This window comes from Moheibacter lacus (genome assembly GCF_014042165.1).
Taxonomy (GTDB): Bacteria; Bacteroidota; Bacteroidia; order Flavobacteriales; family Weeksellaceae; genus Moheibacter; species Moheibacter lacus.
Genome location: NZ_JACDZE010000001.1, coordinates 45,419 through 64,677, shown reverse-complemented (window position 1 = coordinate 64,677; position 19,259 = coordinate 45,419). Strand labels below are relative to the sequence as shown.

The 19,259-nt window shown below is 39.1% G+C and carries 17 protein-coding genes; 5 read left to right on the top strand and 12 right to left on the bottom strand.

The window, feature by feature from the left end:
* Positions 1-65 precede the first annotated feature (65 nt).
* The 6 genes from tamL to HU137_RS00315 are packed head-to-tail and all read right to left on the bottom strand — an operon-like array spanning position 66 to position 8,699.
* The gene (tamL, locus tag HU137_RS00340) at positions 66-2,390 is read right to left on the bottom strand and encodes a translocation and assembly module lipoprotein TamL (RefSeq protein ID WP_182041825.1); all 2,325 of its coding nucleotides are present in this window, start codon (positions 2,388-2,390) and stop codon (positions 66-68) included.
* Positions 2,390-7,393 (bottom strand): translocation/assembly module TamB domain-containing protein, encoded by a 5,004-nt coding sequence (locus tag HU137_RS00335; protein WP_182041824.1) that lies wholly within the window; start codon positions 7,391-7,393, stop codon positions 2,390-2,392. Before HU137_RS00335 ends, tamL begins: the two co-directional genes overlap by 1 nt.
* A gap of 40 nt (positions 7,394-7,433) precedes the next feature.
* Positions 7,434-7,685, bottom strand: coding sequence for a SemiSWEET transporter (locus tag HU137_RS00330; protein ID WP_182041823.1), 252 nt, complete (start codon positions 7,683-7,685; stop codon positions 7,434-7,436).
* Positions 7,686-7,692: 7 nt separating this feature from the next.
* The gene (locus HU137_RS00325) at positions 7,693-8,022 is read right to left on the bottom strand and encodes a hypothetical protein (RefSeq protein WP_182041822.1); all 330 of its coding nucleotides are present in this window, start codon (positions 8,020-8,022) and stop codon (positions 7,693-7,695) included.
* Positions 8,012-8,356, bottom strand: a complete 345-nt coding sequence (locus tag HU137_RS00320) for a phage holin family protein (protein WP_182041821.1) — start codon at positions 8,354-8,356, stop codon at positions 8,012-8,014. Before HU137_RS00320 ends, HU137_RS00325 begins: the two co-directional genes overlap by 11 nt.
* Positions 8,357-8,390: 34 nt before the next feature.
* A complete protein-coding gene (locus HU137_RS00315; protein ID WP_182041820.1) occupies positions 8,391-8,699 on the bottom strand; it encodes a YtxH domain-containing protein in 309 nt (102 codons plus the stop codon).
* A 228-nt stretch (positions 8,700-8,927) separates the two neighbouring features.
* On the opposite strand from HU137_RS00315, the gene HU137_RS00310 reads away from it, so the two are divergent.
* Positions 8,928-9,335, top strand: coding sequence for a protease inhibitor I42 family protein (locus HU137_RS00310; RefSeq protein ID WP_182041819.1), 408 nt, complete (start codon positions 8,928-8,930; stop codon positions 9,333-9,335).
* A 44-nt stretch (positions 9,336-9,379) separates the two neighbouring features.
* On the opposite strand, the gene HU137_RS00305 is transcribed toward HU137_RS00310, so the two are convergent.
* The 3 genes from HU137_RS00305 to HU137_RS13035 form a co-directional block, all read right to left on the bottom strand.
* The gene (locus tag HU137_RS00305; RefSeq protein WP_182041818.1) at positions 9,380-11,065 is read right to left on the bottom strand and encodes an AAA family ATPase; all 1,686 of its coding nucleotides are present in this window, start codon (positions 11,063-11,065) and stop codon (positions 9,380-9,382) included.
* A 51-nt stretch (positions 11,066-11,116) separates the two neighbouring features.
* A complete protein-coding gene (locus HU137_RS00300) occupies positions 11,117-11,383 on the bottom strand; it encodes a phospholipase D-like domain-containing protein (RefSeq protein ID WP_182041817.1) in 267 nt (88 codons plus the stop codon).
* Positions 11,384-11,508: 125 nt separating this feature from the next.
* The gene (locus HU137_RS13035; protein ID WP_262890122.1) at positions 11,509-11,631 is read right to left on the bottom strand and encodes a hypothetical protein; all 123 of its coding nucleotides are present in this window, start codon (positions 11,629-11,631) and stop codon (positions 11,509-11,511) included.
* 66 nt (positions 11,632-11,697) lie between these two features.
* Between HU137_RS13035 and HU137_RS00295 the strand changes: the two genes are divergently transcribed.
* The 4 genes from HU137_RS00295 to HU137_RS00280 are packed head-to-tail and all read left to right on the top strand — an operon-like array spanning position 11,698 to position 15,949.
* Entirely contained in the window at positions 11,698-12,180 is a 483-nt protein-coding gene (locus HU137_RS00295) for an acetyl-CoA carboxylase biotin carboxyl carrier protein subunit (protein ID WP_182041816.1), read from the top strand.
* A 53-nt stretch (positions 12,181-12,233) separates the two neighbouring features.
* Entirely contained in the window at positions 12,234-13,676 is a 1,443-nt protein-coding gene (gene accC / locus HU137_RS00290) for an acetyl-CoA carboxylase biotin carboxylase subunit (protein WP_182041815.1), read from the top strand.
* A gap of 6 nt (positions 13,677-13,682) precedes the next feature.
* A complete protein-coding gene (locus HU137_RS00285) occupies positions 13,683-15,224 on the top strand; it encodes an acyl-CoA carboxylase subunit beta (protein WP_182041814.1) in 1,542 nt (513 codons plus the stop codon).
* A 5-nt stretch (positions 15,225-15,229) separates the two neighbouring features.
* Positions 15,230-15,949 carry a DNA alkylation repair protein gene (locus tag HU137_RS00280; protein WP_182041813.1) on the top strand — a complete coding sequence of 240 codons (720 nt, stop codon included), beginning with the start codon at positions 15,230-15,232 and terminating at the stop codon, positions 15,947-15,949.
* On the opposite strand, the gene HU137_RS00275 is transcribed toward HU137_RS00280, so the two are convergent.
* The 3 genes from HU137_RS00275 to purM all read right to left on the bottom strand — a co-directional run bounded on the left by HU137_RS00275 (position 15,950) and on the right by purM (position 19,203).
* The gene (locus HU137_RS00275; protein WP_182041812.1) at positions 15,950-17,098 is read right to left on the bottom strand and encodes a multidrug effflux MFS transporter; all 1,149 of its coding nucleotides are present in this window, start codon (positions 17,096-17,098) and stop codon (positions 15,950-15,952) included.
* A gap of 129 nt (positions 17,099-17,227) precedes the next feature.
* Positions 17,228-18,208: a succinylglutamate desuccinylase/aspartoacylase family protein gene (locus HU137_RS00270; protein ID WP_182041811.1), complete on the bottom strand. Its 981-nt coding sequence runs from the start codon at positions 18,206-18,208 to the stop codon at positions 17,228-17,230.
* A gap of 5 nt (positions 18,209-18,213) precedes the next feature.
* Positions 18,214-19,203, bottom strand: coding sequence for a phosphoribosylformylglycinamidine cyclo-ligase (gene purM / locus HU137_RS00265; RefSeq protein WP_182041810.1), 990 nt, complete (start codon positions 19,201-19,203; stop codon positions 18,214-18,216).
* Between the last annotated feature and the right edge of the window lie 56 nt (positions 19,204-19,259).

The following is a 19,259-nucleotide window of genomic DNA, read 5'->3' as shown; positions in this document are numbered from 1 at the left end:
TGCTTTGAGTTTGAGTTTTCAATCAACAATCTAAATTCTAACTTCTACCCTCTAATTTCTACCTTCTAAAAAGGATACCCAATCGCGATATTCAAAATCAAATTGTCTTTCCGCCAGTCGCTGTTACCGAAATCAATTTTGTCAAAAGCCCAGCGATCTCCTTTTTCGAAGTAAGGCACCCTGAGCGGCATTGCTAAATCCAGTCTAAGTATTAAAATTGAAAAATCCATTCGCAATCCCAATCCTGCTCCCACAGCTATTTCGTCCAACCAATTTTTGGAAAACTTTCCTCCCGGACGATCGGGGTCTTCATTGACCAACCATATATTTCCTGCATCGGCAAAAACGGCCATATTCAAGAAATTAAAGAGATTGAGTCGGTATTCAGCATTGAGTTCCAATTTTATATCACCCGATTGATCGAAGAAAAATGCATTGTCCAAAGTCCTCGGATCAAAACTTCCCGGTCCCAAAGTTCGGGCACGAAACGCACGGATACTATTGCTTCCGCCAATGAAGAATTGACGTGAAAAAGGGATGTATTCGGAATTTCCATACGGATACGCAACGCCGGCGATTAAACGAGTAGCAATGGAATTTTTATCATTTAATTTATGGTAAAATCGGAAATCGTTTTCAATTTTGGCATATTGACTAAAAGGAACGTCAAATATTTCTTTTTGATTTCCTTCTTTTGCATTTCCACCCGAAATTAATCCCGCCAAATTCCCCGCTAAATCCAAACGACCTCTGTAATAAATCGTGTTTTTCTTGGGCAACATCGTATTGGTGTAGGTGTACGAATAAACTGGTCCAAAAATCAATTGCGGTTCTACGATTCGTTGCATAAATGGATTATTGGCCGAAATCGAATCGAATTTCTCGGTGATATTGGCAGGCGAAATATAGGTAATGTCCAGTATTTTTAAATCGTGTTCTTTCCGTTCATTTTCTTTCCAAACATATCCAAATGAAGCATTGAAATTATTGAGTGTATAGAGTTCGGTTCGGTTCATAAATTCATATCCGATCGAAATATTGGTTCGGGGAACAAATGCACTGGAAGATTGAAATCGAAAAGGCGCGACAATTCGTGGGATAGACAATTGTGCATTGGCACCGGCGCGGAATATATTGGCGGCATCTTTCGGTCCTCCCATCTGCACATCGAAAGCACCAAAAACGGCGACTTTCAATTGTTCGGCACCTCGAAATATATTGCGATGGGTCCAATTCAGGTTTAACTCACTTCCGGCATAATTTGCAGAATTTGTTCGGCCCAATGCTTCCAATCGCAATGATTGGAGTTCTCTTGGCGTGAGTAAATAATACGCATCAAACTTTTGATTGACCGAATCTGAAACGACAAATTCATTTTTCACAAATTTGAAAACGCCAAGATTAATCAATCGGCTTAAACTTAAATTATGATTGGATCGATTGTACAAATCACCGGTTTTGAAATAAAGCGCACGGTCAAAAATTTTGGGTTTGAACTTATTTTCGTGATCCACCACATATATATTTTCATAGGTATATCCCGAAAGAGTATCGATATGCATTGGGATTCCATATCGGCCCAGTTTCACTTCATCCATACTGTAATTGGGAAAAACAATTACTTTGTCGATGGTGAATTGTTCTTTGGCCAATTGCGGCGTATTGTCTTTCAATTTTACATTCAAATCGACTCTATGGTCGTTGGAAACAGTACTATCGGCCTGAACGAGTATATTCTCCGGACTGAAATAATAAAATCCCCGTTCTTTGAGATTTCGGTCGATTCGTTCCCGTTCGGCTTTGATCACATCCAAATCAAAGGGTTCACCTGTTTGGAGCAGTGATTTATCGGTTAATTTTTGAATTTCGGTATTGATCAGCGTGGTATCTTTTTCATATTCAACCAAGCCCAATTTATATTGTGCGCCCGGATTTACGGTGTAATGAATCTCTGCTTTTTTATTTTTGGAAATCGTATCGTAGGATGCAGTTGCATTGAAATAGCCTTTGTTTTCGGCATAGTTGACCAAAATTTCTCGGTTGAATTCTCGGTCTACATCTTGCAATAAAACCGGTTCTTCGCCCAATCGGTACTTCATCCAATAACGCAATCCTTTGTCTTTTTCGGGTTCTTTGGTGATGTTGTAGAAGAATAATTTCGGCCGAAGGCCCAAAAAAGAAGAATTGGGTTTGGGTGTTAAATTCTCTTCTAAATTTTCTTTTAATTCCTTTTGTTCTTTGCGTGGAATTGAGTCTGATTCAATCTTGACTTCGGCTCCGGTAAAGAGCATTTCGCCTTCGTTCAAGTATTTCGTATTGCTACAAGAAGAAATCAAAAGGACCAATCCCGAAACCATTGTCGTACGAATGTATGTATGAATTTTCCCCATTATTTAAATTCTACTTCTTTGTTTCTGTTTTTCTTTTTTTCCTTGCTTCGCTGAAAGATTTCGCGGAATTTATCGTAATCCAAAGTGATGATAAAGCCCACGCCGGTTTCTACGATTTGTCCCTGCAAAGCCACTTGGTATTCGTCTTTTCGATAGGCGCGCAACATATACCGGCCGTCTTTGGAAAGGTTGTAATCAATGGTCACATCCCCGGCGATATTGGTTGTATTTTCATTTTGACGCGCATCGCCTTCAATCCCGAAATTACTGCCTACTGAAACTTTCAAACGATCATTGAGCAATCTTTTGCTAACGCCCACATTCAAATCGGTGCGGGTATTTTTTTGTCCGGATGTATAATCTTCGGTAGATTCCAAATCGAAATTCAAATCGACACCTTCGATCAAATCTTCGGTAAGGTTGTTCAATTGTTGGGAAAGAATTTTGCTCACACTCTGACGAGCCAATGATTCGGCCGAAAGCCCCGAACCACTGTCAAATGGGTTTTCGCCCACAAAACGATTGAGCAAAAGCAAAGCAAAAACCTGCTTATTCAACTCCGATTCTTCGTTCCTTAATTGCTGAAGTTTTTGTTTGGTATCGTCCAAAACCATTGTGGAAACCCCTGCATTTTCTTCGTCGACTTCAATATCAAAACTAATTTCGGGTTTCAATAATTCTCCTTTGAGTTTCAATAAGGTATTGAATGGAATTCGTTGTTTGTATTGGTTCATTTCGGAATTGGACTTTCCGGAGATTTGTTGTTCCACCAAATCAATCGGCGGTGCTTCGGTTTTATAAATGGCGGTGATGTCCAGCGTTGCTTCGGTGGGTTCACCATTCCAGGTAATGGTACTTCCTTTTTGGATGTCAAACTTTCTTCGCAACATACTCACCGAGAGTTCGTATCCACCTTTTTCAACCTGATAAACACCGACGAGCGTTATTTTCCCCGATGGATCGATTCCTCCCGTTAAATCTGCTTCTCCCTGAAGTTCCACGAAATCGCCATTGGCTTTGTCAATAATAATCGACATTTTGGCTTCTTTGCTCACTTCAATATTTACGTTGACATCCATTCCGGTAAAATTGGTTTGGGAATTCAAGGTATTTTCAACCAAAGTCTCATTGAGTACCGGTTGGTCTTTGTCGATGAATTCCACAATTCCTTCTCTTTCCTGAAGTGTAGGCGACTCTTGGGGAAGGACAAATGTGAAATCGGTATCGTCTGCTACGGCTAAATTTCCGTCCACGATAGGTAAATCCAAATCACCGCGAATGCGCAAATCGGCATCAATGGACAGCACACCGTACATAATAGCTTCGTTGTTTTTCTCTGAATTTACGACCTTGAAATCATCGGCCGTCAAATCCAAATTGAATGCAAAATCACGGTAAGATTGGGTAAGCACTTGTCCGTTGATGTTCAGGGAATTCCCGTCATTGTCGTTGATTTTAAAATTGTCAAATTCGATTCCTCTTTGCGTAAAATCAATTTCGTCGTTGATATTTCGGAAATCGCTACCCGTTTGGGCAATTTGCAAGCCTACATCATTGAACTGAACCGAACCTAAAATCCTCGGTGCTTCTGTTGTGCCGGTGAGGTTCAAATTTCCGGATAGATAACCTTCCGACTCGATGATCTGGTTCATCGATAAACCTTGAACACTTTGCATTTGTAAACGGTTGATGTCCATCGCCAAATCAAAACTAGCGGATTCCAAATTGTAATCGCCTAGAATTTTCACATCATTGTTATTACCGCTTAGGGCTACATCGGCATTCAAGATATTTCCGGCGGTATTGTTTACTTTAACCGCCAAATCGCCTATTGGATTACCAAAAACACCCAATTCGCGAATGGTCAAATCGGACGTAAAGTTCAGGTTTTCGGTGAGGTTTCGCAGCTGCACATTTCCGTTGATTCTTCCTTCGGCTAGCAAAGAATCTTTGCGGATGATTTCGGTGATATTGGCAATTTCAAAATCGGTAAACTCTACATTGAGCGGACTATTGGGTGAATTGGATTCAGATTGAACAAGGATTTCATTCCCTTGATTGGAAATACGGAAATTATCGGCAAAAATGCCGTCAGGTCCAATTTGAATTTTATTGTTTTCGGCCACTGCCCAATCTTTATAATCCAATTTCAATCCGTCCGGATTCAATGATATTTCGGTAACTTCACCTAAAGATTCCGCCGTTCCCGCAATTAAAAATTGGTTGTCTTCTTTTTCATCCTTTTTAATCAAATTGTAGCGAATGACATTATCGGCCACATCGCCAAACAAACTCAAACGGTTCAGAGCAAAACTTTCGCTGTTCAATCCGGCGACATTTAATTTGTAGTGAATGGCCTGATTTTCATTTTGAATTTGGACACGCGCATTTTCGACCAAATATTCGCCATAGGAAACTTGGGGAATTTCTGCATTCAATTCAAGTTTCCGACTGTCGGCATCATAATTTCCGTTAATGACAATGGTTTCAAAACTCTGTAAATCCGGTAGGAATTTCCGAATCAAATCGTCATTTTTGATTCTTGCATCCAAGGTAAAATACTGATTGGGATCTATGATGGCGGAATCCCCAACTGGCTGGAATTCATAGTATTGATTAAGCGTTTGTTGAAGCGAACCAAAAATTTGGGTGATTTTGTATTTTCCGTTCAACTCCAAATCCACTACTTGCGATTGCAAATTAATTTTGGTCGAATCTGCAGTGTAAAGCGCATTCAATGTCAAATCTTGAATAGGAAAGACTTCTTCTGTATCGGAAATAGCAAAATTTTTCAGATGTAAATACCCGTTCAATTCATCGGGATTTAAATTGGTAAAATCGGCGGCTATATTTCCGGCCAAGATCATAGGATCGGCATAAAACCCAAGTTGATTCAAATCCAGTTTGGTAATGGTTCCGTCTAATTTTACAGTAGGATTTTCTTCATTGAAAATACCCGAAGCAACTAAATTCAAATCGGCATTTGGATCTTTGGAAATCAATTCGATATCGTAATTTCCATTTCGGATTTTCCCTATCAAATTCATATTTCGATAGCGATAGCCATTGTAATCCACATAAGCTACATCGCCCGCTAAATCGGCATTTGCCCGGGCAAAATCAAAGCTTTCACCTTTTGCGGATATATCGGCCGAAATAGCTCCCAATTCTTTGTTTTGAATGATTTTTCCGATTTGTAAATCACGTAAATTGGCTTTTACATCATAGGTTTCCCGATTTTTCTGACGCATATTCAAATTGGCCAAAACGGCCGCATTTCCCAATGTGGAATTGAGTTTTAAATCGGCATAGATGATTTCGGTTGTGCCTTTGGCTTTTCCGCGAAGGGTGAAAGAAGAAGGCAAGGAAATATTGGGCGGAATGGTATTGGGCGGAACCAGGTTGTAAATGGTTTTGGATAAAGAAGAAAATTCCGCTATGTTCAAATCGTAATAAATATTTTCAGGATTTGTCGCATTTCGAAGTCGCCCGCGAACTTTAAGTTTTAAATCATCCAATCCGGAAACTTCCAGATTTTGAATGAATAAATCACTGATAATTCCATTGATTTCCGCATCGAGATGGAGCGAAGCATTCGGATATTTATTGAAGGGTGTTGTATTTCGTAAATCGGGAGCCAAGGTAAGAATATCGGAAAATCCGATTTTGGAATTGTACAAATCAGCTGAAATTTCGACGTTGCTTAAGTCTTCGCTTAATTGAGCAATGGAAGAATAATTCAAAACAATTTCATCGCGTAAAATGGTTTTGGGCGTTTGCAAGTAAAGGTTTTTCAAAAAAGCTTGCTGGGCTTGATAAGCAAAATCGGTCCGAAATTCTTGAATATGTAAGCCTGATTTTTCTTGGATCTCGGCCGATTCAATTCTCCCGACAAATTCATTATTTTCCATCTGAAAATTTCTCAATTCCAAGTTTAAATCGGAGAAATCCAAATGATTGAAATCGATTCCTTGCTGAGTGTTTGCCATTGCGGTATTATTGTAAACCGCTTCTACGTCTTCCAACACCAATTGATTCAAAATCAATTTGGGAGTAGAAGTAATTGTTTTATTTCTTTCATCATCGGTAGTTTCCGTCTGTGAATTTTCCGGGCTGAATAAATCAGCCTTTATGCGTGCACCGGACAAAAGAACTTTGTCGATTTCGAAGGAATTATTTTGCAGATCAAGTTCATCGATTTCGGCACTTAATTCCTTGAACAAGATTTTCGCATAGGTTTGGGCATTGTCATCGCCATAATCCACATTGAAATTGGTGAATTTAACAGCGTTTAAATCAATGCTCATCGGTTTTTGCTGATTGAGTGAGTCCACTGTTTTCTCGACATTTTCTGCCACTTCTTCTACAAAATCCTGATGCAATCGTAGTTTTAATCCATCGAGATTCAATTCATCTAACGCATAAGAATTTTCTTCCAAGTCGAAAGTTTTTACCCGGGTTTTCAGGTGATTGAAAAACACATTGATATCATTTGAAGATTGATTGTCGATGAAACTAATCCCAATATCTTGCAATTCGATTTTATCGAGCGAAATGATAAATGGCTTGGATTCTTCTTCTTTTTCGTCGGTTGCAAACGCATCGAGAATATAATCAAAATTGAAAGTTCCGTCAGGGTTTCGCACGACATTGGCGCGAACGCCTTGCAAATCAATCGAGGTGAAATCGGCTTGAGAATCAAGCAATTTCCACATATTCAATCCTACATCCAAATTTCGGACGGCCAATAATGTATCGAGTTCTTGACCTTGTAAATACAGATTTTCGAGCAGAATTCGGTTGGGAAAAGCGATATAAACTTTGTCGAGATGTACTTCTGTTTGAATTTTATCTTCCAGATAAACAATGAGTTTGTCCTTTACATAATTCTGTACAGCCGGAATTCGTAAGCTCAAAATCAGTAAAATAAGCAAAATCAGGATTGCACCTAGACTAATGCCAATCCATTTTAAAAGTTTTCTCTTATTTAGTTTGAATTTCAAATTGAATATAAGTTTACCAAAACAACAATTAAAATTAAGCTTATTTTCTGTAAATAATTAAACAAATTCCCAACCAAAGATTAACCATGACGGCAAAAGCATTGGAAAGAATAATCGGCCATTCGGTTTTCATAATGCCATACCAAACCCACAAAGACAAACCAGAAATCAAGACAATGAGCATTCCAGCTGATAAATCTTCGACATTTTTCTCTTTCAATACTTTGATTAATTGCGGAATCATCGAAACCGATGTCAAAATCCCTGCTGCGCCTCCCACAATATTTTCCATATAAAGACTAGGCTTTTTCCTTTAATAATCCGCCGGCTTTCGTAACCAGTACGGGAATAGCAATTGCCAAAGCTGTAATAAGAGCCGGTTTGATGAGTCTTTTGATTCTCGGATTTCTTTTCGTTCTGTGAGCCAGAAATCGAATTGCATTTCTCGTGCTCTTGTCCAAAGCCGTTGAAACATAATTGGGAACCTTTCCTTTTCCGGAGAAAAGTTTATTGGCAAGCGAATTAATCACATTGCCCTGGAGCTCATTGTCTTTGCGCTTCATTTTCATTTTGAGCTCAATTTTGGCTTGTCTCAATTCTGCAAGTGTATTGATGTCTTTAGTTTTCATAATTTTCAGATTCTGGGTCATCCATTGCTTCCATTGCGGCTTCCACTACATTGTTGGTAAATAAGAGTTTAATTTTCTTTCTAAACAAAATAAACAAAACAAACAACAACACATAAAATCCCATTACAATTAAAAACCCCGTACCGAGATCCTCCAGCAGATTGCTCAGTAAATAAGCCGTGGCGATGCTTCCCATAAACAAAATCATAAGTCCGCAAACTCCGGCCAGAATCCCGAATACACCCGCGCCGATCATATTGCTGACCGAATCGGTGATTTCGAGTTTGGCGTAAGCAATCACATGATTTATGTATTTCTTAAAGTAATTTATCATACAGAAATTTTTAAACAGAAAAGGGCATATCTGATTAAGCCCCTTTACCTTTATTTGATTTCTTAATGTTTGATGTTTTAGCTTTGGATGGTTTTGATTTTCCTGTGCTTTTGGAAGCTTTCACAACCGGATTTATTTCTTCATTTTCTGTACTGCAATATAAATCGCTGAAGCACTCCAATTGTTTTCTCAACCGATTCCGCATACTTTCTCTTCCCTGCCTGAATTTTTCTCTTGTATCTTTTCCCGCACAAGGCGCAAGGAGAATTCCGGCTGCAGCACCGGCAGTAGCTCCGATTAATAATCCCGTTAATAGAATGAATGAGTCATTTTTATTTGCCATAATACTATATTTTTTAAAAATGATTTAAATCAGGAAGTTAGGTAGTGAATTTCAAACAAAAACGATACCAAAAAAATTAACATTTCCATAGCTAAACCTTACGAATAAAATTCAGATTGCAAAAACTCATCTAAATCCGGTTAGAATTTAGTGTCCTATCATATTTTCCTTATAAGAGATTTGATTTCTCTGAAATTTCTTTTAAATTCACTTAAAATTTACTGACAGATGAAAAAACTTCTTTTACTATCTATCGCTTCCCTAGCTTTTATGAGTTGCAAAACGACTGTCAAAGAGAGATGGGATTATTTTCCGGACAAAGTTAGTCTGAACGAATACAATCATTTGGAATTTGTCAAAGTGAAAAACGGGAAAACTGTAGTGGTGAATTTGGAAGAAAATCCATCAACCGGATACAGTTGGCAAACCGAAACCCAACAAGAATGCATCGTGAAAATGAATGATGCAGGTTATCAACAAAATGAAGCGCCGGAAGGAATGGTAGGCGTTCCAGGGGTTCATACCTATGAAATTACGGGTGAGTCAAGCGGTGTTTGTTTGATCGAATTTAAAAAATTTGCACCGGGAGAAGACCAACCGGAAGAAAAGAAAGCGATTTATTTTATCGTCGAATGAATTCTGAAAATACAAAAAGTAAAGCCTGATTTTTCGGGCTTTTTTTATGGTCTGTTTAAAAAAATCTGCGCTTGTTTGATTTGATCAAAACTGATTTCTTTATTCAAATCTGCATGTAATTTCCCCAAACTGAGTTTTTCAACATCCTTTTGAATTTCCGCTGCTTTTTTGACCTTTTGGATGATGATTTCATCGGGTCGATACATTTCTAAATCAATTTCAGCATCGGTTTCTGCAATCCGGATGAGATGGCTCAAAATCGTTCCGGTTCCCAATCCCCGTTTTTCAGCCATTTCTTTTATACTTAATTTTTCTCTCACCAAATCTTTGGTCAATTGATAGGTAGAAACTTTTTCTGCTTTTCCTTTTTGTGCCAATTTTTCCTTTGTTTTGGCGATTTCTTTTTTGTCTACTGTACCTCCCGAATGCTTGATAAATCCTTTGAATTCGTTCTCTAAATCCTTTTCTTCCAGCGAATCATCCCATTCTTGCGATAATTCTCGGAAACGGAAATCGGCTTTCAAAGCCAACTCATCCACTTCTAGCGCAGTTTGGTTCAAACCTCTTAACTTTAACCCGCTCAGATCCCGAAGTCGTGATAGCGCTACATAACCTTGCCCTTTCTCAAAAGCCCGACTCAAATCGATCATCGCTGCATCCAAAGTCATTCCTTGACTTTTGTGTACCGTTATCGCCCAAGCCAATCGCAACGGAATCTGAACAAAAGAGGCCAAAGCTTTACCGGTTTCGTCTTCAATCGCCCAAGTTTCCGCTTTGGCTTCGATCAAATCGTTGTCAAAGGTTTTTACCAGCGGATTTCCTTTATCGGTAAATCCTGTAATTCGGCCAAGCGTTCCGTTCACAAAACCTACTTCGTAATTGTTTCGGACAAACATCACTTGCGCGCCCACTTTTAATTCCAATTTTTCCAATGCCAGAACCGACTTTTTCAACATTTCAACCAAAGTTTCGTTTCCTTTTACAGTTGCTTGAAAGAATTTGGAGGATTTCCCGATTTGTTCCAAATGCATTTGGTTGATGCGGTCTACGTCTGCATTGTGTGTAAACAATTTGGTTTCTTGTTCACCTTCATCGGGATGAAATTCTACTCGGGTTTCGAGTAAATCAATGGATTTTTGGGTGACTTCACCATTTCTGATTTCGTTTAGAATATAATTCAAATCATTTTCCGTCTGTCGATGTTGTTCGGTCAGATAACAAATCACAGGTTCGGCATCAAGCCAAGCGTCTGACATGAAAGCAAATTTCTGACGGGAAGTTTCCAAATCGTTTCCAATGGGTGGCAACTGAAAAAAATCTCCGGAAAAAATCACTTGAATTCCACCAAATGCCATTTCGTTTTCTTTAAAAAACTTCAAGACCCTATTCACCAAATCCAATTGGTTCCGATGCAACATGGAGATCTCATCGATGATCAAAACCTTTACAGCATCCATTTTGTTGCGGAAATATTTTTTCTCTTTCAATTTGGACAAATGTCGAATGGAAATATCATCCCGTATCCCAATTCCCGACCAGGAATGAATCGTTTGGCCGTTCATGTGTGTCGCGGCAATTCCGGTGGAAGCTGTTACGGCAACGCCGACTTTATGTTCTTTGAGGTATTGGATGTATTGGTTGAGTACATAGGTTTTTCCGGCACCGGCAGATCCTGTTAGAAAAACATTTCGACCAGATTTGAGGATGGCAAGTGCTTTGGATTGGATCATTTTTTCATTTTATGAATAGAGGACAAATATAAAAGTTTAGATTGGGGAGTCTTATAAAAATGGCGACAAAAGTCTGATGATCCTTTCGGTCAATTTTTGGTATTGAGGCCGATTTTTCCATTGGATTAAATCCAATTTCTCTGCATCTTTTAAATCCATTTCAAATTGATCAGCCAAAATTTCAGCTTGATTGTGCTGGAACGCCAGACTGTATTGACCATACAAAGGATTGGTGAAAATTTTGAGCAAAGGTTGAAATTGAGTTACTGCATCAGTTGGAGAGGTCAATAAAATTTTCCTCTTTTTTTTGGATTTCATTTCTAAATTCTTCTAAAAATACCTCGTCAGCCTCTAATTTCTTTTTGCAGTTGTTCCGTTTTCTATATTTGATCCCAAATGAAAAATAAAAGAAAATCCCAAAAAAAGGAACGAAAAAAAAACAATCAAAGATATCCCATCGTCTTGCTTATGGATCGCGTGTCCCAAATGATGCGCAGTGAAACCAAAAGGAGGATAACCAAATAAAGCCCTTGTGCGATTTTGATCCAATTTGAAGTATTTGACACATGGAATTTGAATTCAGTTCTCTAAAATTAATGTATTTTTAGCCAATTATTTTTTACAAATAGAATATGAATACATATAAAGTTTCGGTCGACGATCAATTTTCATTTGATTTATCTGAACAAAATTCGGAATCGCTTGACTGTATCCAATTGACTGATAATCAATTTCAGATTTTAAAAAATCATACTTCTTTTACCGCAACCATCATTTCAGAAGATTTTTTGAACCGAAAATATAAGGTCAATGTAAATGGAAATGAGTATGAAGTTTCCATAGCCAATCATTTGGATCAACTCATCAAAGAAATGGGATTTGAAGTTGGCGCAGGGAAATTGGTCAATGCGATCAAAGCTCCTATGCCCGGTTTAGTGCTCAATATCAACGTAGAAGTCGGGCAGGAAGTGGAAGAAAATGATTCTTTGTTGGTACTGGAAGCCATGAAAATGGAAAATAATTTTGCATCGCCGAGAGCCGGGAAAATCAAATCCATTTTGGTAGAAAAAGGTCAGGCTGTAGACAAAGGACAATTGTTAATTGAATTCGAATAACACTTCGACTCCGCTTAGTGTGACACTGAAACGGACTTAAAAGGAAAATAATTATGAAGAAAATATTAGTAGCCAACCGAGGAGAGATTGCACTTCGTGTGATGAAAACGGCCAAAAAAATGGGCATCCAAACCGTTGCGGTTTATTCGACTGCCGACCGTGAAGCACCTCATGTGAAATTTGCAGACGAAGCCGTATTGATTGGAGAAGCTCCGTCGAACCAATCCTATTTGTTGGGTGATAAAATCATAGAAGTAGCAAAAGAATTGAAGGTGGACGGAATCCATCCCGGATATGGATTTCTTTCTGAAAATGCCGAATTTGCTGAAAAAGCAGAGGAAAACGGCATCACTTTTATCGGTCCTCGTTCCAAAGCCATTCACATCATGGGAAGTAAATTGGCAGCAAAAGAAGCTGTGAAAGCCTATGATATTCCGATGGTTCCCGGACTAGACGAAGCGATTACAGACGTTCAAAAAGCCAAAGAAGTTGCAAAAGAAATCGGTTTTCCGATTTTGATCAAAGCCTCTGCCGGAGGTGGTGGAAAAGGAATGCGTATCGTAGAGAAAGAAGAAGAATTTGAATCCCAAATGGAGCGTGCGACTTCGGAAGCCTTGTCTGCTTTTGGTGATGGTTCGGTTTTCATCGAAAAATACGTAGGTTCGCCTCGACATATCGAAATCCAAGTGATGGCCGATACGCATGGAAACATCGTGCATTTGTTTGAACGCGAATGTTCCATCCAGCGTCGTCATCAAAAAGTAATCGAAGAAGCACCTTCATCCGTTTTGACTCCGGAAATTCGTCAAGCTATGGGAGAAGCCGCCGTTAAAGTAGCTGAATCTTGTGATTATGTAGGTGCCGGAACGGTTGAATTCCTATTGGATGAAAATAAAAATTTCTACTTTTTGGAAATGAATACACGTCTTCAAGTGGAACATCCTGTGACGGAAATGATAACCGGAATGGATTTGGTCGAATTACAAATTCGCGTAGCAAGAGGAGAAGTACTTCCGATCAAACAGGAAGATTTACAAATCAAAGGCCATGCGATGGAATTGCGGGTGTATGCAGAAGATCCATTGGACAATTTTTTACCAAGTGTAGGAAATTTGGAAGTATATGAATTACCGGAGGGCGAAGGAATTCGCGTAGACAACGGAATCGATGAAGGAATGGATGTTCCGATTTATTATGATCCGATGCTCGCCAAATTGATCACTTACGGAAAAACTCGTGAAGAAGCGATTTACATCATGCTGAAAGCCATCGAGGATTATAAAATCAAAGGAATTCAAACGACACTTCCGTTTGGGAAATATGTGTTTGAGCACGAAGCTTTTCTATCAGGAGATTTCGATACCAATTTTGTGAAGAAATATTATAATCCTGAGATCATCAAAGAACAATCTTCCAAAGAAGCGGAAATAGCGGCTTTGATTGCATTGAAACAATATTTAGAAGACAAAAAAATAGTAAGACTACCCAATTCATAAAATTTCATGAGCGATAAAATTAAAATATTAAAAGATAAGAAAGCGCAAGCAAAATTAGGTGGAGGTCAAAAAAGAATCGATTCACAGCACGGAAAGAAAAAATTAACCGCAAGAGAACGTGTCGAATATCTTTTGGACGACGGTTCATTTGAAGAAATCGGGATGTTGGTAGAACATCGAACGTCGGATTTCGGGATGGACAAAGAGAAATATCCGGGTGATGGAGTCATAACTGGCTATGGAACGATTAACGGACGTTTGGTGTACATTTTTGCACAGGATTTTACGGTTTTTGGCGGTTCACTTTCCGAGACCCATGCAGAAAAAATATGCAAAGTGATGGACATGGCGCTTCGTGTCGGAGCACCGATGATTGGGTTAAATGATTCCGGAGGAGCAAGAATTCAGGAAGGAGTTCGTTCGTTGGGCGGATATGCCGATATTTTTTATAAAAATGTGCAATCTTCCGGTGTGATTCCGCAGATTTCGGCGATTATGGGACCATGCGCCGGAGGTGCGGTTTATTCGCCTGCCATGACCGATTTTACGATGATGGTGGAAAACACCAGTTATATGTTTGTGACAGGTCCAAACGTGGTGAAAACGGTAACTAATGAAACCGTAACAGCAGAAGAATTGGGAGGTGCGAGTACACATTCGACTAAATCGGGTGTAGCCCATACGACTTCAGCAAACGATGTCGAATGTCTGGAAGATGTGAAAAAATTATTGAGTTATTTGCCTCAAAATAATTCGGAATTGCCTGAAAATTATCCATTTGAATTGGGTGATGAATTGCGTCCAAATTTAGATGAAATCATTCCGGAAAGTTCGACCAAACCTTATGATATGAAAGAGGTTATCCATGAAATCATCGATGAGGATTCCTTTTTCGAAATCCACAAAGATTTCGCCGAAAATATCGTCGTGGGATTTGCAAGACTGGGCGGAAGAAGCATCGGGATCATTGCCAATAATCCGATGTTTCTCGCCGGATGTTTGGATGTGGACAGTTCGATAAAAGCCGCTCGATTTACCCGTTTTTGCGATGCATTTAACATTCCTTTGCTGGTGCTGGAAGACGTTCCGGGTTTTTTACCGGGAACCGATCAGGAGTGGAATGGAATCATCGTTCATGGTGCCAAATTATTGTACGCTTTAAGCGAAGCAACCGTTCCAAAAGTTACGGTTATTACCCGAAAAGCCTATGGAGGCGCTTATGATGTGATGAATTCCAAACACATCGGAGCCGATATGAATTTTGCTTGGCCTACGGCCGAAATTGCCGTAATGGGCGCAAAAGGAGCCTCTGAAATCATTTTCAAAAAAGAAATCGCCGAGGCAGATGACCACGAAGCCAAATTGGCAGAAAAAGAAAAAGAGTATGCAGAATTATTTGCTACACCTTATGAAGCGGCTAAACGCGGATTTATAGACGAAGTCATTTTACCACAAAATACCAGACGGAAATTGATCAAAGCCTTTGCCATGCTGGAAGGAAAAGTCGTAGAAGGTCCGAAACGCAAACACGGAAACATCCCATTATAAGGAAAATGGAAGTGCAATTCATCCTAAATGAAATCCGACAAAAATTAAAAGAACGAGCCGATGAAACCACCAAATCATCGGCTCAACGTTTTTTTAAAGAAATCCAAAACCTAAAAATTTACGGGGTGAAATCGGCTGTGGTAAAGGAAATTGCCAAAGCTTTTAAATCCGAAATCAAATCTTTTTCCAAACAAGAAGTGATGGATTTATGCGAAGAATTATTCAAATCCAATTTTTTGGAAGAAGCGGGAATTGCTTGTATTTATGCAGAATCCGTTGGGAAGAAATATGAACTATCTGATTTTAAAACATTTGAAAGATGGATCGATTCTTACATCGAAAATTGGGCGATATGTGATACGTTTTGCAATAAAACTATTGGCAATTTTTTAATGAAATATCCTGAATTCTTAGGGGAATTGAAAAATTGGACGAAGTCGGAAAACCGTTGGATGAAAAGAGCCGCAGCTGTTTCTTTAATTGTTCCAGCGAGAAAAGGTTTGTTTCAAAAAGAAATCTTTGAGATTGCAGATTTGTTGATTCCTGATCATGATGACATGGTGCAAAAAGGATATGGTTGGTTATTAAAAACCTTAAGTGAAAAACATGAAAGCGAAGTTTTTGACTTTGTGGTTGCCAGGAAGGAAATCATGCCGAGAACGGCTTATCGGTACGCCATCGAAAAATTATCCAAAGATTTAAAAGTCATAGCCATGGAGAAATGATCATTTTTCTGCGATAGGTTTGGCCTTTTTGTAAGAAAAAATCAAAAATACCATGGCCAGAAACGCCAGAACCAAAATGGTCAAAAACATTGTTACGGAAGAATTTCCTTGAAAAAGTCCGATGGCAGCTGCTACCATCGCACCGACACCCATACGCATAGCACCACCCAGTGCCGAGGCTGAACCTGAATTTCCGGTAAAGGGTGAAAGAGAGGCTGCAGTGGCATTTGGATTGATGAAACCGATGGTAAATAAAATGGAAAATAATCCGCCGACAATCCATTGATATGCCAAATTTTCGATTAAAAATGCGCAAAGAAATACGATGAAAGAAATGATGGTCAATAGAACAGAAGCGAAATTAGCAATCCGGATATAATCCATTTTTTTGGTCAAAATGCCGTTGACATAACTACCGATGATCAAACCTGAAGCATTGATCGCAAAAAGTATGGAAAATGTCGTTTTATCCAATTTGTACAAAGTCAAAAATACATAAGAAGCCGAAGATATGTAGGCAAATAATATGGACATGGCGATGCTTCCCGCAAGTGTATAAAATAAAAAGGTTTTATTTTTTAGAATTTGGTAATAATCAAGAGCTATTATTTTGATTTTCAACTTGTTGGAATGTATGTATTGACTGGTTTCCGGAAGGAAAAAATAGATCAACATGGCAACCATAAAAGCAAATCCGGAAAGAAAATAAAAAATATAATACCAGTCCGCATGTTCAACGAAAAAACTACCTACAGAAGGTGCAATCAAAGGCGCAACGCCCATTACCAACATGATATAGGAAAAAGCCCTAGGTCTTGCTTGGATTTCATAAACATCACTGATGATCGCCGCAGAAGCAACCATTCCTACGCATCCACCGAGTGCTTGTAAAAAACGCATGCCGATCATCATGTCGATTGAGACCGAAAAAGCACAACCCAACGCCGCTAGCATATAAATGCTCAACCCAAAAAGCAAAGGTTTTTTGCGGCCATATTTGTCCACGATAGGGCCATAAACCAGCTGTCCTATTGCGATTCCGACGAAATAGGAGGTAAGCGTAAAGGCAACATGTTGCTCATCTGTGTACAAATCTTCCGCTATTCTTTGAAAACCCGGAAGATACATATCGATTGTAAACGGACCCAATGCGGCCAAGATTCCCAATAGAATGATTAGGAAAGATTTGTTGATTTTTGTATTTGTCATTTGGAATGCTGCAAAGGTAATCGATAAAGATGCTTTGGCAAAATGGAAAGATTTGAATTTGATTGAAATTTAATTCAATTCTTTTGCAATCAAAGCTGTGGAAATATGAAAAATAGCATCACCCTGAAATGCAATTGGACCCTGATTTTCATTGATGATATAGCCTGAATTTGGGGCGAGAACCGGAACTTCAACTGAACCATAGGGATCTGTAATCCAAGCGATGGTTTGGCCTTCTTCCACAAATGTTCCGGTCGGAGAAATGCTCTGAAATAAACCGGAAAGATCGGCTCTGATCCAAGTGGAATCTTGAATATATATCATCTGATTGTCAACTTTTGGCACTTCAAATTCATCTCTTAACATATCCAGATGGTTGAGAAATCTCAAAGTTCCGTCAATTGCTTCTTGAACGATTTTTTTGTTGATGTCCAATGATTTCCCACCCTCAAACAACAAATATTTTTTCCCCAATTTATCACAAGATTCTCTGAATGAACCTTCTATGTTTTTGGAATAGAGTAGGAAAGGAGTTTGAAAAGCATTAGCTAAATTCTCTAATTCCGGTTGATTTTCTTCAATCCGGAGTTGAGGAGCATTGAATCGACTGCTTCCTCCTGCATGAAAATCGATGATGTAATCTACTAGAGGAATGATATGCTCCATCAAATTATAGGCAAATTGGCTGGCGAGAGAGCCTTCACGACTTCCAGGAAAAACCCGATTCAAATCGCGTCCATCTGGAAATTCACGGGATTGGTTGACAAATCCAAATACGTTGATCACAGGAATACAAATTATCGTTCCTTTTTTAGGTCGATTTATTTTTTTTCGGATGATTTGTCGGACGGTTTCAATACCGTTGAATTCGTCTCCATGAAGCCCTGCAGAAAGTAAAACCACAGGTCCTTTTACATCTGAATGCGAAACGATGATGGGAATTTTCAATTCCGTCATGGTGTGCAATTGGGCAATTTTCAGATTGACGGTTTTGGTTTCGCCCGGCAATACCTCTTTGTCCAGAATATGAAAACGCTCGGTTTGGGTCATGAAAATTATTTCAAAACAATTTCTTCTTCCCCTTTTTCAATTTTCCCGATCAACATACTTCCTTCTAAGGTTTCCAAAACAGTTTGCGCATCTGCTTCTGCACAAATCACAACCATTCCTACGCCCATGTTAAAGGTTCCAAACATTTCGTTTTCCGCTATTCCACCGCGTTTCATCAATTCTTGCATCACGGTTGGAACATTTACATTCGCTTTTTCGATGACAGCAGTCAATCCTTTTGGTAGAATTCTAGGAACATTTTCAATCAATCCGCCACCGGTGATATGCGCAATTCCGGTCAGTTTGACTTTTTCCTGAATTTTAAAAATATCGTTTTGGTATAATTTAGTAGGAACTAAAAGTGTTTCCCAAAGTGGTTTTCCTTCAAATTCTTCATTGAAATCGGGAAATATTTTTCGAACCAATGAAAATCCGTTGCTATGAAATCCGCTGGAAGGAAGACCGATGATAGTTTGACCTTCTTTGATCTGAGAGCCGTCGATGATTTCATCTTTTTCTACAACGCCTACACAAAATCCTGCAACGTCGTAATCCCCGACCTGATACATTCCGGGCATTTCGGCCGTTTCACCGCCGATGAGCGCTGTTCCGGTTTCTTTACAAGCCGCTGCGATTCCTCCGACGATTTCTGCTGCCACATCGGAATCCAATTTCCCACACGCCAAATAATCCAAAAAGAACAATGGTTTAGCCCCATGACATAAAATATCGTTGGCACACATCGCAAAACAATCTACACCGACCGTATCGTATTTTTTTACATCCAAAGCGATGCGCAATTTGGTTCCGACTCCATCGGTTCCGGAAACCAAAACCGGATTTTTATAACCGGACAATTGGTAAAAAGCCCCAAAACTCCCGATGCCGTTGAGGACATTTGGGTTATGGGTTTCAGAAACGGCTTTTTTTATTTTGGATACCGTTTGGTAGCCTTCTTCTTTGTCAACGCCTGCAGATTTGTATGTATTGCTCATTTTATTTTGTGAAAATTGAATGCTGCAAAAATAGACAAATTCCCCTTTTAAATTGG

Coding starts and splice junctions, on each gene's coding strand:
- tamL (WP_182041825.1), bottom strand. CDS start 2,390: ATGGGGAAAATTCATACATACATTCGTACGACAATGGTTTCGGGATTG.
- HU137_RS00330 (WP_182041823.1), bottom strand. CDS start 7,685: ATGGAAAATATTGTGGGAGGCGCAGCAGGGATTTTGACATCGGTTTCG.
- HU137_RS00325 (WP_182041822.1), bottom strand. CDS start 8,022: ATGAAAACTAAAGACATCAATACACTTGCAGAATTGAGACAAGCCAAA.
- HU137_RS00320 (WP_182041821.1), bottom strand. CDS start 8,356: ATGATAAATTACTTTAAGAAATACATAAATCATGTGATTGCTTACGCC.
- HU137_RS00315 (WP_182041820.1), bottom strand. CDS start 8,699: ATGGCAAATAAAAATGACTCATTCATTCTATTAACGGGATTATTAATC.
- HU137_RS00310 (WP_182041819.1), top strand. CDS start 8,928: ATGAAAAAACTTCTTTTACTATCTATCGCTTCCCTAGCTTTTATGAGT.
- HU137_RS00305 (WP_182041818.1), bottom strand. CDS start 11,065: ATGATCCAATCCAAAGCACTTGCCATCCTCAAATCTGGTCGAAATGTT.
- HU137_RS00300 (WP_182041817.1), bottom strand. CDS start 11,383: ATGAAATCCAAAAAAAAGAGGAAAATTTTATTGACCTCTCCAACTGAT.
- HU137_RS00295 (WP_182041816.1), top strand. CDS start 11,698: ATGAATACATATAAAGTTTCGGTCGACGATCAATTTTCATTTGATTTA.
- accC (WP_182041815.1), top strand. CDS start 12,234: ATGAAGAAAATATTAGTAGCCAACCGAGGAGAGATTGCACTTCGTGTG.
- HU137_RS00285 (WP_182041814.1), top strand. CDS start 13,683: ATGAGCGATAAAATTAAAATATTAAAAGATAAGAAAGCGCAAGCAAAA.
- HU137_RS00280 (WP_182041813.1), top strand. CDS start 15,230: ATGGAAGTGCAATTCATCCTAAATGAAATCCGACAAAAATTAAAAGAA.
- HU137_RS00270 (WP_182041811.1), bottom strand. CDS start 18,208: ATGACCCAAACCGAGCGTTTTCATATTCTGGACAAAGAGGTATTGCCG.
- purM (WP_182041810.1), bottom strand. CDS start 19,203: ATGAGCAATACATACAAATCTGCAGGCGTTGACAAAGAAGAAGGCTAC.